The sequence below is a fragment of the Streptomyces sp. NPDC091682 genome (assembly GCF_044756625.1).
In the GTDB taxonomy this organism is placed as follows: domain Bacteria; phylum Actinomycetota; class Actinomycetes; order Streptomycetales; family Streptomycetaceae; genus Streptomyces.
Genome location: NZ_JBIVTH010000006.1, coordinates 420,226 through 435,458, shown reverse-complemented (window position 1 = coordinate 435,458; position 15,233 = coordinate 420,226). Strand labels below are relative to the sequence as shown.

Genomic DNA, 15,233 nt, shown 5'->3' with positions numbered 1-15,233 from the left:
GGGCCCTTGCGCTTCGTTCGTCAGCGCTTCAAGTCGTACGCGTCCGTCAACACCCGCGCCCGCTTCACGTCGTTCGCGATCGCTTCCAACAGCCCGTCCAGCGACTCGAACTTCGCCATCCCCCGCACGTAGGCGAGGAAGTCGACGGCGACGTGCATCCCGTACAGGTCCAGCCCCACGCGGTCGATCGCGTACGCCTCCACGGTCCGCTCGGTCGCGTCGAACTGCACGTTCGTCCCCACCGAGATCGCCGCGGGCATCCGCTCACCGTCCGCCGTCAGCCAGCCCGCGTAGACCCCGTCCGCCGGGATCGCGGTGTGCGGCTGCGTCTCGACGTTCGCCGTCGGGTAGCCGAGTTCGCGTCCGCGCTGCGCACCGCGCACCACCACGCCCTCGACGCGGTGCGGACGCCCCAGGATCTCCGCCGCGCCGTCCATGTCGCCCTCCGAGACCAGCCTGCGTGCCAGCGTCGAGGAGAACGGCACCCCGCCACCCGCCTCGCCCCGCTCGACCAGGTCCACGACGTCCACCTCGTAGTCGTACGTGGAGCCCAGCTCGCGCAGGAAGTCGACGTTCCCGGCGGCCCGGTGGCCGAAGCGGAAGTTCGGGCCCTCGATGACGGCGCGCGCGTGCAGCTTGTCGACGAGCACCTTCACGATGAAGTCGGCCGGGGAGAGCTGGGAGAACTCCGCCGTGAACGGCAGGATCAGCAGCGCGTCCACGCCCAGCCCGGCCATCAGCTCGGCGCGCCGGTCGTACGGGGCCAGGATCGGCGGGTGGCTGCCGGGGCGGACCACCTCGCTGGGGTGCGGGTCGAAGGTGACCACCACGGAGGGGACGCCGAGCTCGCGCGCCGTGGCCACCGCACGCCCAATGATCAGCTGATGTCCCCGGTGCACGCCGTCGTAGGAGCCGATGGTGACGACGCTGCGTCCCCAGTCCTGGGGGATGTCCTCCAAGCCACGCCAGCGCTGCACTGTGACCGCTCCTCGCCCGAACCCGTTTAGTCCTTGAACTGATTGCCGATTGCAGGTCTAAGACTGCCATGCCGGTGGCCGGTGCCCCGCATCGGCATCTGACTGGACGCGCCACCGTGTCTGTCGTCACGTCACGTCCGCGGCCGCCCTGCTCAGGGTCTCCACCGTCCGCCGGGCGCTCGGCCCGAGCAGGGCCGCGGCCTCCGCTTCCGCCGTCGCCTGCCAGCGGGCCACCAGCGCCCCGAAGGCCGGTTCGGCCCGGGCCAGCTCCACCGTCCGCCGTTCGAAGACCGCCGCCCCGCCCGGGGCCCGCAGCAACTGCCGCCCGGTGCGCCTCAGCAGCTCCCGCGTACGGTCCTCCGCGCGCCCGGAGGCCCCGGCCGCGACGGCTCCGAGGAAGGCGTCGAGGACCTGCGGATCGACCTCCTCGCGCAGCAGGGTGTCGGCCAGTTCCCCGCGCAGCGGGTGCGAGGCCTCGCAGCCCGGCGCGGCCAGTACGACGGCCAGCGCGGACCGCACCACGGCCGGGGCACCGAGGAGCAGCTCCAGGACCAGGGGCCGCACCACCAAGGCGGCGGCGGGGCCCTGGTCGAGCCGCCTGTCCACGAAGAAGGCGGCGTGCGGCGCGTCCCCGGGGTTGCGCGCGAGGTGCTCCCGTACGAGGTCACCGGCGCCGGGCCAGCCCCGGCGTGGTCAGCGCGGCCAGGGCGCGCACCACCTCCCCGTCGGCCCGGGCCCGCAGGGCGGCGAACACCTCGCCCGGATCGGGCAGCACGGGCAGGGCCGCGACCAGCGCCGCCGCGGGCAACCGGGAGCCGATCACGGAATCGCGGAAGCAGGCGAGGGCGTCGGGCAGGTAGCGGCCGCGCGCCTGCGGGTCGCGGAGCAGGATCGCGAGGGCACTGGCGTGCAGGGTGGCGTCGGCGGGGCGGGCGAGCAGCATCTGGGCGGCGTGGCGCAGCAGCTCGCGGTCGCCGGGGGTGCGCACGTGCGGGGCGGTGGCGAGCCCGTAGGTGGCGGCCGCGACCCGCCGGCCCGGGCGTTCGTCGTGCGCCCAGCGGTCTACGGCCCGGCACAGGGCCGAGGGCTCCTCCTCGGCGAGTACGGCGAGCAGCTCGTCGGCGCGCGGGTGCGCGGCGGTGACGAGCGCCTCGGTGAGGTCGTCCACGGCGAGGCCCCGGTGGGTGTGCAGCAGGGCCTGCGCGGCGGTGGCGACGGTGGCCCCGGGCCGGCCGCGCAGCCGGCGCCCGTCGGTGAACCAGGCGCAGAGCAGCGGCTGCGCGCGCTGCGGGTCCCGGGCGAGGCGGCGGGCCGCGGCGTCGAGGTAGCGGTCGCCGGGGACCGCTTCGGCGGGGTCGGCGGGCAGCAGCCGGCGCAGCAGGTCGAGGCGGTCGGGCTCGGGCAGTCGCAGCCGGTTCCAGAACCAGCCGCCGAACTCCCCCGGGCCGGCGCGGGCCACGTGCTCGGCGAGGGCGTGCAACACGGGGAGGTGGGGCCGGGCGTCGGGGGCCCGGAGCAGGGTTTCGCGCAGCAGCCGGGCGGCCCACCAGGCGCGGTCCGGGGTGGCCCGCTCGGGTTCCTCGGTGAAACGGTTGAGCCGGTGGACCAGCCCGGTGAGCTCGCCGCGCAGCCGGTCGGGGGCGAGCCTGCGCAGGGCTTCCAGGACGGGCCCGATGCGGTGCCGGGGCACGGGCGGCCCGGGCTCGGCGGGGCCGTGGACGAGCAGGCCGAGGGCCGTCGGAACGTCCAGGTGGCCGGCCTGGATCCAGTCGGACAGCTCCTCGTGGGCGAAGCGGTAGCCGGGCCCGGCGGGTACGAGCAGTCCCTCGGTGAGCACGGCGGAGGCCCAGCCGGTGCGCCAGGGGAACAGTTCCTCGAAGGAGGCCCGGTCCAGCTGCCCCTGTCCGGGTCCCAGAGCGCGCCGCGCGGCCTCGTGGACCCGACCGGCCACGCGCGCCGCGAGCCGTTTGACCCCGGGCCCGTGCACCTGGGCGCCCCCTGCGTCGGCACCGGCCGCGGCGATGCGGACGGCGGTGCGCAGGCACAGCAGGTCCACGTGCGCGGCGAAGACCTCGTCGCGGCCGGGACGACCGGCGGTGACCTCGGCGGCCCGGACCCCGGCGAGCAGGTGCAGGGTGAGCGGGTGGCAGGCGTCGGCCTCCCGGACGGCGTCCGCGGGGATGCCGAGGCGGGCCCGGGCGGTCTCGGCCTCGGTGGCGTCGAGGTCAGCGAGCGGGAGGGCGGGTGGCAGCCGCCGGGCGGGCCGGGCCGGGGTGTGCAGCGCGGCGGGCGGGTAGAGGGCGCCGGCGCCCTCCCAGTACTCGGGCCGGGCGGCGACGACCAGACGGGTCCCGGTCGCGTGCAGCCACTGGGCCGTGGCGGTGGTCCAGGGTCCGAGCCGGTGGGCGAGCTCCGGCGGCATCTCTTCCGGGGCGTCGAGCACGACCAGCAGGGGGCGGCCGGCGCGGGCGACCACGTGCGCGAGGTGGGCTGCGGCTCCCGACGGTTGGCTGCGCCGCTCGGGCGGCGTGGTTCCGCCGGGGCCGGGCTCCAGCTGGGTGCGCGGCGCGGGCGGGGTTCCAGCGGGGCCGGGCGCGCGCCGGGGCGTCTCCTCGGGCACCGAACGTGACGAGGGGTCGGAAGGTCGGGCGGCAGTGCGTTCGGCGCCCTGCGGGGATCGCCCCGACACGCACCCGGCCCCGCCGGAACCAGCGCGCTGGCCGGCGTCGGGCAGCGAGAAGGGCTCCGGCACCCGGTCAGCCCCGGCGGTGGCCGGGGGCCGCCCCGACACGCACCGGGCCCCGCCGGGGGCGTGGGCAGCCGCGACGATCCGGGCCGCCTCGGTCAGGGCCCGTGTCGCCGCGTCGGCCAGGGAGGTGTCGGTGGCGCGCAGGTCCGCGCCGCGCAGCCACAGGGTCGGCGCCGGGCAGGCACCCCGCGCGCGGCGTACGGCCAGGGCGGCCAGGACCGTGGTGCGGCCCGTGCCCGGGTCTCCCACGAGGCCGAGGACCGGGCGGTCCCCGGTGGTGAAGGCGGCCAGCTCGGCGGAGGTGCCCGGGCGCTCCACGGGTTCCGGCCCGTCCGGGGGGACATGGGCACCGAGCGTGGTCACGGTCAGTTCCAGCGCCCCGGCGAGGTTCAGGTCGGCGCCGTGGCCGGGCACGGTCGCGGCATTGCGCTCCAGCAGTGCGGTCAGGGGGCCGTCCGGGTCGGCGTCGGCCGCTGCCCGCAGGGCCACCGCGAATCCTCCGGAGCGGTGTTCCGCCCGCAGGGCGGTGCCCACCACCGCGAGCACCGCTCCGGTCCCGGCGTCGAGCACCGGGCCCCCGCAGGCCTCCCCTCCCAGCAGCAGTGCGTCCCGGCCGTCGGTGCCGATCGCCAGCTCCACGGCCGCGCCCCCGGGCACCGCGTGGGACCGGTCCGCCGCCAGGTAGCTGACCTGCACGCTTCCCAGTACCCGCGCCTGCCGCCATCCCCGCGCGGGCAGCCGTACGTAGGTACCGGGATCGATCGCCTCGCGCAGCGCCACCGGGAGCGGTCGCATCCCGAGTCCGTCGGTCCGTACCAGCGCCAGCGCGAGCCCCGGCAGGGCGGTCACGTCCGCCGCGTCGGCCAGCCAGGTCCGCCCGGCGGGTCCCGGGGCGCGGAGCACCACCCGGGTCAGCCCGTCGACGGCCTCGTGACCGGTGACCACCGTCCCGCGGTCGTCGGCGACGAATCCGCTGCCGCGCACCCGCCCGGCGGGATCGCAGATTTGGACGAGCTCCGCCATGGCCGCACCACTCCCCGCACTGCTCCCGCGCAACGCCCCGTGCTCACGACGGTAGGCAGGTGAAGATCAGCACGAAAAGCACGCGAGGCGAAAGCGCCCCCTTGCGCTCCCTCCATCACTCCGAGCGCCTGCTCGGACGGGTGAATAGAGGGGCCCGGGTGGATAGAGACCTACCCGAGGGGGGTCGTGGAGCGGTGAGCGGCAGTCCATGTGCGCTCACCGCTCCACGTCAACACCCGGTCGTCAGGCGAAGACCGCGAGGGACTTCGCCTTTCCGTTCTTGTTCTCGACGAGCCCGAGCAGCTGCCCCTGCGGCCCGAAGACCGCGACCGTGCGGCCGGCCTCGTACTCCTGCGGCATGTCGATCCGCACGCCGTTGGCGAGCAGCGAGGCCCGCCGGGCGTCCAGGTCCCAGCGCGGGAAGGCCGCGGCTGCGGCCTCGCCGATGGGCATGACGGTCAGCTCCTCCTGGAGCTGGTCCAGGGTCCGTGCCTTGTCGAGCTTGTACGGGCCCACCCGCGTGCGGCGCAGCGCGGTCAGGTGCCCGCCGACGCCGAGGTCGGCGCCCAGGTCACGGGCGAGGGCCCGGATGTACGTACCGCTGGAGCAGACGACGGAGACGACGAGGTCGACGACCTTCGTGCCGTCCTCGGCCTCCGCCTCGCGCATGTCGTACACCTGGAACGACGAGATGGTCACCGGCCGGGCCGGGATCTCGAAGTCCTCGCCGTCGCGGGCGCGCTTGTAGGAGCGCACCCCCTTGATCTTGATGGCACTGACCTTGGACGGGACCTGCATGATCTCGCCGGACAGCTTGGCGATGCCCGCGTCCACGGCTTCCCGGGTGACCCCGGTGGCGTCCGTGGAGGAGGTGATCTCGCCCTCGGCGTCGTCCGTCAGGGTGTCCTGGCCCAGGCGGATCGTGCCGAGGTACTCCTTCTCCGTGAGCGCGAGGTGGCCGAGGAGCTTGGTGGCCTTCTCCACGCCCAGGACCAGCACGCCGGTCGCCATCGGGTCGAGCGTGCCGGCGTGGCCGACGCGGCGGGTCTTGGCGATCCCCCGCATCTTGGCGACCACGTCGTGCGAAGTGAAGCCGGACGGCTTGTCGACGATGACAAGACCGTCCGGAGTCTTCCCTGCGTTGTTGCTCATTCCGCGGCTGCGTCCTCGTCGTCCTCGTCGCCCGGCTTCTTGTACGGGTCGGCGTCGCCGGCGTACTGCGCGCCGGAGGACACCTCGCGCACCTGGGCGTCGGAGGTCCGCGCCTTTTCGAGGAGGTCCTCGATGGTCTTGGCGTTCTCCGGGAGTGCGTCCGCCACGAAGGTCAGGGTGGGCGTGAACTTGGTGCCCGCCGCCCGGCCGACCGCGGAGCGCAGTACGCCCTTGGCGCTCTCCAGGCCCGCTGCCGCGCTGGCGCGGTCCTCGTCGTCACCGTAGACCGTGTAGAAGACCGTGGCCTCCCGCAGGTCGCCGGTGACCCGGGTGTCCGTGATGGTCACGTGCGTACCGAGGCGGGGGTCCTTGACTCCGCGCTGCAGCTTCTCCGCCACCACCTCCCGGATGAGGTCCGCCAGCTTCTTCGCCCGCGCATTGTCGGCCACTGGTCCGTCTCCTTCTTATGTCTTGCTATCAGTCTTCATCACCGTGGAGGCGCCGTCGTACGGACAGCAGCTCCACTTCCGGACGCGCCGCGACCAGCCGCTCGCAGCGGTCGAGCACGTCCGAGAGGAACCCCGCGTCCCCACTCACCAGAGCGACCCCTACCCGGGCCCTGCGGTGCAGGTCCTGGTCGCCCACTTCAGCCGCGCTCACGGAGAACTTGCGTTGGAGCTCGGCCACGATGGGCCGGACCACGGAGCGTTTCTCCTTCAGCGAGTGAACGTCGCCGAGGAGCAGATCGAAGGACAGAGTCCCCACGTACATGCAGTTCCGGATGTCCCGCCGGTGCGGGTTCGGTGGCCTGCCGGCCGTCGCTCGGCAGGGTCACCAGAACCGTACACGCAACGGCCGGGGCCGATCGACGGATATTCCGCCGACCGGCCCCGGTGTGACGAGCTACGACACGGTGCGATGTGCCCCGCGCTTACGCGCGCGGCTTCTCGCGCATCTCGTACGTCGCGATGACGTCGTCGATCTTGATGTCGTTGAAGGAACCGAGGTTGATACCACCCTCGAAGCCCTCGCGGATCTCGGTGACGTCGTCCTTGAAGCGGCGCAGACCGGAGATGGTGAGGTTCTCGGCGATGACCTTGCCATCGCGCAGGAGCCGCGCCTTGGTGTTGCGCTTGACCTCGCCGGACCGGATGAGGACACCGGCGATGTTGCCCAGCTTGGACGAGCGGAAGATCTCGCGGACCTCCGCCGTACCGAGCTCGACCTCTTCGTACTCCGGCTTGAGGAGACCCTTCAGGGCCGCCTCGATCTCCTCGATGGCCTGGTAGATCACCGAGTAGTAGCGAACGTCGACGCCCTCGCGGTCCGCCATCTGTGCGGCACGGCCGGCCGCACGGACGTTGTAACCGATGACGATGGCGTCGGAGCCCATCGCCAGCGAGATGTCGGACTCGGTGACCGCACCCACACCGCGGTGCAGGACGCGGATGTCGACCTCTTCGCCGACGTCGAGCTGGAGCAGCGAGGACTCGAGGGCCTCGACCGCACCGGACGCGTCGCCCTTGATGATGAGGTTGAGTTCCTGGACCAGACCGGCCTTGAGGACCGAGTCGAGGTCTTCCAGGGACACCCGGCGGACGCGCTTGGCGAAGTTGGCGTTGCGCTCGCGCGCAGCACGCTTCTCGGCGATCTGACGGGCCGTACGGTCCTCGTCCACGACGAGGAAGTTGTCGCCGGCGCCGGGGACGTTGGTGAGACCCAGGACCAGGACGGGGGTCGACGGACCCGCTTCCTCGACGTTGTTGCCCTTGTCGTCGAGCATGGCGCGCACTCGGCCGTAGGCGTCGCCCACGACCATCGTGTCGCCGACGCGGAGGGTACCGCGCTGGACGAGGACGGTGGCGACGGCACCGCGGCCGCGGTCGAGGTGGGACTCGATCGCAATACCCTGAGCGTCCTGCTCCGGGTTGGCGCGGAGGTCGAGCGAGGCGTCGGCGGTGAGGACGACAGCCTCGAGCAGGGAGTCGATGTGCAGACCCTGCTTGGCGGAGATGTCGACGAACATCGTGTCGCCGCCGTACTCCTCGGCGACCAGACCGAACTCGGTGAGCTGACCGCGCACCTTGGTCGGGTCGGCACCCTCGACGTCGATCTTGTTGACCGCGACGACGATCGGGACGCCGGCGGCCTTGGCGTGGTTGAGCGCCTCGATCGTCTGCGGCATGACGCCGTCGTTGGCCGCGACCACGAGGATCGCGATGTCGGTCGACTTCGCACCACGGGCACGCATGGCGGTGAACGCCTCGTGACCCGGGGTGTCGATGAAGGTGATGCGACGGTCTTCGTCGTTGACCTGGGTGGAGACCTGGTAGGCACCGATGTGCTGGGTGATGCCACCGGCCTCGCCCGCGACGACGTTCGTCTTGCGGATGGCGTCGAGCAGGCGGGTCTTACCGTGGTCGACGTGACCCATGACGGTGACGACCGGCGGACGCGGCATGAGGAATTCCTCGCCGCCCTCGTCCTCGCCGAACTCGATGTCGAAGCCCTCGAGGAGCTCGCGGTCCTCTTCCTCCGGGCTGACGATCTGAACCTGGTAGTTCATCTCGCCCGCGAGGAGCTGGAGGGTCTCGTCGGAGACGGACTGCGTGGCAGTGACCATCTCGCCGAGGTTCATCATCACGGCGACGAGCGACGCCGGGTTGGCGTTGATCTTCTCCGCGAAGTCGGTGAGGGAGGCACCGCGCGACAGGCGCACGGTCTCGCCGCCACCGCGCGGCAGCATCACGCCGCCGACGGACGGGGCCTGCATGGCCTCGTACTCCTGGCGCCTCTGACGCTTCGACTTGCGACCGCGACGGGCCGGACCGCCGGGACGGCCGAAGGCACCCTGCGTGCCACCACGGGCACCGGGACCACCGGGACGCCCGCCGAAGCCGGGACGACCGCCGCCACCGGCGCCGGCCGGACCGCCGCCGAAGCCGCCGCCACCGGGACGCGGACCGCCGAAGCCGCCGCCGCCCGCGGGACGCGAGCCGGGACCGGCCGGACGGCCGGCGAAGCCGCCGCCACCGGGACGACCTGCGCCACCGGGACGCGGACCGCCGGCACCGGGACCACGGCCACCGGGGCCGCCACCGGGACGGGGACCGGGACCACCGGCAGCGGGACGCTGCGGCATCATGCCCGGGTTCGGACGGTTACCGCCGGGAGCACCGCCCGGACGCGGGGCGCCGCCCTGCGGACGCGGCATGCCGCCCGGGGTCGGACGGGCGCCGCCGGGACCCTGCGGACGCGGAGCGCCGCCGGGACCACCCTGCGGGCGGGGAGCACCCTGGCCGCCACCGGCACCGGGGGCGCCGGGACGGGGCGCGCCGGCCGGACGGGGCGCCTGGGGGCGCGCCATGCCGGTGGAGCCGCCGGAGGTGAAGGGGTTGTTGCCCGGACGGGGACCCGCCGGACGGGCACCCTGCGGACGCGGCGCCTGGGAGCCGGGGGCTCCGGCGGGACGCGGCGCCTGGGCACCGGGGGTGGCACCGGCCGGGCGCGGGGCGCCGGGACGGGCACCGCCCTGGCCACCCTGGCCCGGACGCTGCTGCGCCGGACGGGGGCCGGGAGCCGCGGCGGGACGCTCGGTGCGCGCCGGGGCGGCCGGAGCCGCCGGAGGCGCGGAGAACTCGGTCGCCACGGGCGCCGCCGGAGCGGGCTTCGGGGCGGCCGGAGCCTTCGGGCCGGGACGCGGGCCGGGGGCGGCCGGAGTCACCGGGGTGCTTGCGGCCGGAGCCTCGGCGACGACCGGCTTGGGGGCCGGTGCACCGGGCTTCGGGGCAGCAGGACGTGCCGCAGCGGCCGGGGAGGGCGCTGCGGGCTTGGCGGGCGCGGCCTTGCGGGGCGCGCCGGGCTTTGCAGCGGACTTGCCGGCGTTGCCGCCGGGCCCCTGCAGTGCGTCAGTCAACTTGCGTACAACCGGCGCCTCGATCGTCGAGGACGCCGAACGGACGAATTCACCGAGTTCTTGGAGCTTGGCCATGACGACCTTGCTCTCCACCCCGAACTCCTTGGCGAGTTCGTATACCCGGACCTTAGCCACTTCGCTCCTTTTAGGTCCGGGTTACGCCGGACCGTCGCTACTTCATGGGCGTACTCATCGCGTACTCATCGAGTGCTCATCGCAATCTCGACCTACTTCCAACTCGCGAGGTACCTGACCGCACGGGGTATCCGTGCCGTACTACTTCTTTACGGTGTGGCCCCGGCCTCACGGGCCACGGCATTGCGCAGGTTCTCCGTGTCGAGCGCTCCGGCGGACCGAAGGGCCCGGGGGAACGCACGGCGGCGAATCGCCTGGTCGAGGCAGACCACGGCGGGGTGCACGTAAGCACCCCGTCCCGGCCGCGTACCGCGTGGATCGGGGACGCATGCGTCCCCGTCCGCCACGACGCGCAGCAGATCGTTCTTGGCCGCTCGCTCCCGACACCCCACACAGGTGCGTTCGGGGCATGCGCGGGCTTGCGTCCGGCCAGACACGCCTAAGTCTACCTCCCCGCACCGACCTCTCCCCCGGCACGTCGCGGGGGAAAGATCGAACGGTTGTCGTGTTGTCTTGTATCCGCTGCCGGAGCAGCGGCCGTGCACCCTGTCTACCCTCCGGGGAAGCCCGGAGGGTACCGGTTTATTCCCCGGCCCGGCCCCGGTCGGCGTCCGGGGACGCCTCGGTGTCGGGACGGATGTCGATGCGCCAGCCGGTGAGCCGCGCGGCGAGGCGGGCGTTCTGGCCTTCCTTGCCGATGGCCAGCGACAGCTGGTAGTCCGGAACGGTCACCCGGGCGGACCGGGAGTCCCAGTCGACGACCTCGACCTTGCTCACCCGGGCGGGTGACAGCGCGTTCGCGACCATCTCCGCCGGGTCGTCCGACCAGTCGACGATGTCGATCTTCTCGCCGTGCAGTTCGGCCATCACGTTGCGCACGCGGCTGCCCATCGGGCCGATGCAGGCACCCTTCGGGTTCAGGCCCGAACGGGTGGACCGGACGGCGATCTTGGTGCGGTGACCGGCCTCACGGGCGATCGCCGAGATCTCGACGCTGCCGTCGGCGATCTCCGGGACCTCCAGCGAGAAGAGCTTCTTCACGAGGTTGGGGTGGGTCCGCGAAAGGGTCACGGACGGACCGCGGACGCCCTTCGCCACCCGCACGACGTACGCCTTCAGGCGCAGACCGTGCGTGTACTCCTCGCCGGGCACCTGCTCCTGCACCGGCAGGATGGCTTCCAGCTTGCCGATGTCGACGAGGACGTTCTTGGGGTCCTTGCCCTGCTGGACGACGCCGGTGATGACGTCGCCCTCACGGCCGGCGAACTCGCCGAAGGTCAGGTCGTCCTCGGCGTCGCGCAGACGCTGCAGGATCACCTGCTTGGCGGTCGTCGCGGCGATCCGGCCGAAGTCCGACGGGGTGTCGTCGAACTCCTTGGGCTCCTGCCCCTCTTCGAGGTCCCTCGGGTCTTCCGTCGCCCACACGACCACGTGACCGTTGGTGCGGTCCAGCACGACGCGAGCGCGGCGGAAGCTCCCCTCGGTCCGGTGGTACGCGATGAGGAGGGCCGACTCGATCGCCTCGACGAGCAGGTCGAAGGAGATCTCCTTCTCCCGGACCAGACCCCGCAGGGCACTCATGTCGATGTCCACGGCTACGCCTCCTCTTCCTTCTTGTCCTTGCGGTTGAACTCGATCTCGACACGCGCCTTGGCGATGTCGGTGAATGCGATGCGGCGGGCGGTCGCCTTGCGGCCCTTCACGCCCGGCACTTCGAGGTCCAGGCCCTCGTCGTCGGCGTCGAGGATCCGGGCGACCAGTTCCCCGGCACCCTTCTCGCCCTCGGCGGACAGCTGGAACTTCACAAGGCGACCGATGGCCCGTACGTAGTGACGGTGCTCGGTCAGCGGGCGGTCGGCGCCCGGCGAGCTGACTTCGAGGACGTACTCGTCCTCACCCATCACATCGGTTTCGTCGAGCTTGTCGGAGACCTCGCGACTCAGCTCGGCACACGCGTCCAGCTCCACGCCCTCGTCGGAGTCCACGATGATCCGCAGCATCCGGCGCTTGCCCGCCCGCGACATCTCGATCTCTTCGAGGTCCAGGCCCTTGGCGGCGACGAGCGGCTCCAGCAGTCCGCGCAGCCTGTCGCTCTGGGTGGTGCTCATCCGGGTGACTCCTCGGCCGCGTGTGCTGTTGTGGTTTCCGTCGTGTGTCAGGTCAAAGGGTATCCGGTGTCGGAGGGTGTTGCCGTCCGCCCTGTGGACAGGGCCCCGGGTACCGTGATCACACCTTGCCCCGCCACCTGCCCCGCCATCACCCGGAGGACGTCGCCGTGTCCTGGACCCCGCCTTCGAGACCCTCGCGCAGGACCCTGCTCGCCGGTGTGGCCGGCGCGGCCGGCGCCGCGCTGCTGACCGGGTGTTCCGGCGACCTCCCGACCGGCGCCGCCCTGACGATTCCACTCGAACGGCGGATGCGGGAGACGGCCGTTCGTGACAGCACGCGGCTGCTGGAACGTTACGACGCCACGGCGGCCGCCCATCCGGCCCTGGCCGCGCGGCTCGCTCCGCTGCGCGCCGCCGTCGCCGCCCACGCCGCGGCCCTGTCCCCCACCCGTACGGCACCGCCGTCCCCCTCCCCGTCCCCGTCCGGCGGTACGGGGGCCGCCGCGCCCGCGGCGAGCGGCGATCCGGTGCCGCCGAAGCCCGACGAGGCCCTGACCGCGCTCGCGGACGCCGAGCGGAGCCTGTCCGAGTCCCGGACCATCGACCTGGCCGGCGCCCCCGGGGAGCTGGCCCGGCTGCTGGCGTCGGTGGCCGCCTGCGGCGCCGTACACGCGTACCTGCTGACCTCGACCCCCGGAGCCACCTCGTGAAGCCCGACCCCTCCCCCGCCGGCCGGGTCCTGGACGCCGCCCAGGCCGCGCTCGCCGCCGAGCACGCGGCCGCGTACGGCTACGGGGTGATCGGTGCCCGGTCCGCCGGTGCCCGTGCCGCGCAGGCCCGGGAGGCGTACGGCGGGCACCTCGCTCGGCGCGACGCGCTCGCCCGGACCGTACGGGAGCTGGGCGGCGCGCCCCGGCCCGCGGAGGCCGCGTACGCCCTGCCGTTCGAGGTCCGCAGCCCGGCCGACGCCGAGCGGCTGGCCGCCGAGATCGAGGACCGGGTGGCCGGCGCGTACTCCGATCTGGTGCGCGCGGCAGAGGGTCCGCTGCGCCGCGAGGCGGCCGACGCGCTGAGCGCGGCGGCAGTGCGCGCGGCACGCTGGCGTGGTGTCGGCGTAGCCTTCCCTGGGCTCACGGAACGCGCTGACGAGGCGCAACGGGCCCAGCACAGCTGAAAGGGACCACGCACGCATGGCTTTCGAACCGCCGCAGCGGCTTGTACGGGCGCTCGGCGAGATGCCGGAATCGGCGCAGGACAAGGACTGGCTGGGGCAGTTGCCCCGACTCGCCGAGGCCGCGCTGTCCCGGCGCGGGGTGGAGGCCCGGCGGGTGCAGGCCCCGGGCGGCCGCAGCAGCCTGGTGGTCCTCGTCACGTACGCCGACGGGACCCCGGCCGCGCTGAAACTGGCCCCGCCGCACGCCCGGCCCGACCGCGAGTTGGCCGCGCTGGCCCACTGGGGCGGTTTCGGGGCCGTACGGGTCCTCGACTCGCGGCATCACGACGACGACGGGGCGCTGCTGCTGGAACGGCTGCACCCCGAGGTGTCCCTGCGGTCCCTGCCGGAGGCGAAGGCCCTGCTGGAGGCGAGCGGCACGCTGCGCCGGCTGTGGGTGGCGCCGCCGGCCGGGCACGGGTGGGAGACGGTGGCGGAGCGCACCGAGTGGCAGTCGGCGGCCCTGCGGGCGGCACCGGCGGAGACCCGGGCCCTGGCGGACACCGCGCTGGCGATGCGGGCGGAGCTGGTGGCGGCCCCGCCGGAGGAGCTGCTGCTGCACGGGAACTTCCGGCAGGGCAAGGTGCTGGCGGGCGAGCGGGCGCCGTGGCTGACGGTGGGCCCCGATCCGCTGGTCGGTGAGCGGGCGTACGACCTGGCGCGGCTGGTCCGCGACCGGCTGGAGGACCAGGTGGCCTCTTCGGCGGGGGCGGCGGGGGCCCGGCGCCGGGTGAACAAGCTGGCGGACGCGCTGGACGTGGACCGGGAGCGGCTGCGGGGCTGGACGCTGTTCCGGGCGGTGGAGTCGGGCAACCGCGCGCTGGCCGTCGGGCGGCGCCGGGACGCGGAGCTGCTGCTGGAGTTCGCGGCCTGGCTGTAGGGCATACCGTAGGTAGGAAGGTATGTCCGGCAGGGGGCCGTCATGGTCGAAGAACTGCTGACAGCGGCCATCGCCACGGGTGTGGGCGTCGCGGTCTACGTGGGCGCCGCGGCCCGGGTGGTGAAGCAGTACGAGCGGGGCTTGGTCTTCCGCTTCGGCAGGCTGCGCGAGGAGGTCCGCGGGCCCGGTTTCACGACGATCGTTCCTTTCGTGGAGCGGCTCCGCAAGGTGAACATGCAGATCGTGACGCTGCCGGTGCCCGCGCAGGAGGGCATCACCCGGGACAACGTCACGGTGCGGGTGGACGCGGTCGTGTACTTCAAGGTCGTCGACCCGGCGAGCGCAATCGTGGCGGTGGAGGACTACCGCTTCGCCGTCTCGCAAATGGCGCAGACCTCGCTCAGGTCGATCATCGGAAAGTCGGACCTGGATGATCTGCTGTCCAACCGGGAGATGCTCAACCAGGGCCTGGAGCTGATGATCGACAGCCCGGCGGTGGGCTGGGGCGTGCAGATCGACCGGGTCGAGATCAAGGACGTCTCGCTGCCGGAGACGATGAAGCGGTCGATGGCCCGGCAGGCGGAGGCGGACCGTGAGCGCCGGGCCCGTGTGATCAACGCGGACGCGGAGCTCCAGGCCTCGCACAAGCTCGCCGAGGCGGCGGAGGTCATGTCGGAACAGCCGGCGGCGTTGCAGTTGCGCCTGCTGCACACGATCGTGGCGGTCGCCGCCGAGAAGAACTCCACGCTGGTGCTGCCGTTCCCGGTGGAGCTGTTGCGCTTCCTCGAGCGCTCGGCCCCTCCGCCTGCGGCGGCGCCCGCGCGGCAGGAACCGGCCCCGGCCGGCCCGGCTTCCGAAGGCCCCGGGCCGGCCGAGGTCGATGACGCGATCGACGGGGCCCCGGCTGCTCCGACCGGGGTCGACGGCGCGGTCGACGCGGCCCCGGCTCCGGACGCGCTCAACGGCGCGGCGGACGGCCTGGACGGCCTGATGCTGGACGCGCCGCCGGAGCAGGAGCGGGACGGGCTGCGCGAGTAGCCGCTGCGCGGAGCCGTCCCCGACCCACCCTTCCGCCGTTCC

At 73.5% G+C, this 15,233-nt stretch carries 14 protein-coding genes; 4 read left to right on the top strand and 10 right to left on the bottom strand.

From position 1 onward, the window contains the following. Window positions 1-20: 20 nt before the first annotated feature. The 10 genes from ACIQK6_RS17295 to rimP form a co-directional block, all read right to left on the bottom strand. Window positions 21-977, bottom strand: a complete 957-nt coding sequence (locus ACIQK6_RS17295) for a bifunctional riboflavin kinase/FAD synthetase (RefSeq protein WP_327382977.1) — start codon at window positions 975-977, stop codon at window positions 21-23. 126 nt (window positions 978-1,103) lie between these two features. Beyond that, window positions 1,104-1,583 carry a hypothetical protein gene (locus tag ACIQK6_RS17290; protein WP_402695021.1) on the bottom strand — a complete coding sequence of 160 codons (480 nt, stop codon included), beginning with the start codon at window positions 1,581-1,583 and terminating at the stop codon, window positions 1,104-1,106. A 58-nt stretch (window positions 1,584-1,641) separates the two neighbouring features. Next, window positions 1,642-4,749, bottom strand: coding sequence for a serine protease (locus tag ACIQK6_RS17285; RefSeq protein ID WP_402695020.1), 3,108 nt, complete (start codon window positions 4,747-4,749; stop codon window positions 1,642-1,644). A gap of 243 nt (window positions 4,750-4,992) precedes the next feature. After that, window positions 4,993-5,901, bottom strand: a complete 909-nt coding sequence (truB, locus tag ACIQK6_RS17280) for a tRNA pseudouridine(55) synthase TruB (protein WP_202199460.1) — start codon at window positions 5,899-5,901, stop codon at window positions 4,993-4,995. Further along, window positions 5,898-6,350 carry a 30S ribosome-binding factor RbfA gene (rbfA, locus tag ACIQK6_RS17275; RefSeq protein ID WP_030161465.1) on the bottom strand — a complete coding sequence of 151 codons (453 nt, stop codon included), beginning with the start codon at window positions 6,348-6,350 and terminating at the stop codon, window positions 5,898-5,900. Before rbfA ends, truB begins: the two co-directional genes overlap by 4 nt. Window positions 6,351-6,378: 28 nt before the next feature. Beyond that, window positions 6,379-6,672: a DUF503 domain-containing protein gene (locus tag ACIQK6_RS17270; protein WP_150259788.1), complete on the bottom strand. Its 294-nt coding sequence runs from the start codon at window positions 6,670-6,672 to the stop codon at window positions 6,379-6,381. 160 nt (window positions 6,673-6,832) lie between these two features. After that, window positions 6,833-9,952, bottom strand: a complete 3,120-nt coding sequence (gene infB / locus ACIQK6_RS17265) for a translation initiation factor IF-2 (RefSeq protein ID WP_329098774.1) — start codon at window positions 9,950-9,952, stop codon at window positions 6,833-6,835. A 149-nt stretch (window positions 9,953-10,101) separates the two neighbouring features. Next, the gene (locus ACIQK6_RS17260; RefSeq protein WP_329098775.1) at window positions 10,102-10,389 is read right to left on the bottom strand and encodes a YlxR family protein; all 288 of its coding nucleotides are present in this window, start codon (window positions 10,387-10,389) and stop codon (window positions 10,102-10,104) included. 145 nt (window positions 10,390-10,534) lie between these two features. After that, on the bottom strand, window positions 10,535-11,545 hold the full coding sequence (gene nusA, locus ACIQK6_RS17255) for a transcription termination factor NusA (protein WP_329098776.1): 1,011 nt from the start codon (window positions 11,543-11,545) through the stop codon (window positions 10,535-10,537). Window positions 11,546-11,547: 2 nt separating this feature from the next. Continuing rightward, a complete protein-coding gene (rimP, locus tag ACIQK6_RS17250; protein ID WP_402695019.1) occupies window positions 11,548-12,060 on the bottom strand; it encodes a ribosome maturation factor RimP in 513 nt (170 codons plus the stop codon). A 167-nt stretch (window positions 12,061-12,227) separates the two neighbouring features. Here rimP and ACIQK6_RS17245 point away from each other — a divergent pair, with 167 nt between their 5' ends. Genes ACIQK6_RS17245 through ACIQK6_RS17230 form a run of 4 tightly spaced genes read left to right on the top strand, consistent with a single transcriptional unit; the run spans window position 12,228 to window position 15,191 of the window. Next, window positions 12,228-12,770, top strand: coding sequence for a hypothetical protein (locus ACIQK6_RS17245; RefSeq protein WP_329098777.1), 543 nt, complete (start codon window positions 12,228-12,230; stop codon window positions 12,768-12,770). Next, window positions 12,767-13,234, top strand: coding sequence for a ferritin-like domain-containing protein (locus ACIQK6_RS17240; RefSeq protein ID WP_402695018.1), 468 nt, complete (start codon window positions 12,767-12,769; stop codon window positions 13,232-13,234). Before ACIQK6_RS17245 ends, ACIQK6_RS17240 begins: the two co-directional genes overlap by 4 nt. 16 nt (window positions 13,235-13,250) lie before the next feature. After that, a complete protein-coding gene (locus ACIQK6_RS17235) occupies window positions 13,251-14,153 on the top strand; it encodes an aminoglycoside phosphotransferase family protein (RefSeq protein WP_402695017.1) in 903 nt (300 codons plus the stop codon). Window positions 14,154-14,195: 42 nt separating this feature from the next. Beyond that, window positions 14,196-15,191, top strand: coding sequence for a slipin family protein (locus ACIQK6_RS17230; RefSeq protein WP_402695016.1), 996 nt, complete (start codon window positions 14,196-14,198; stop codon window positions 15,189-15,191). Window positions 15,192-15,233: the final 42 nt, after the last annotated feature.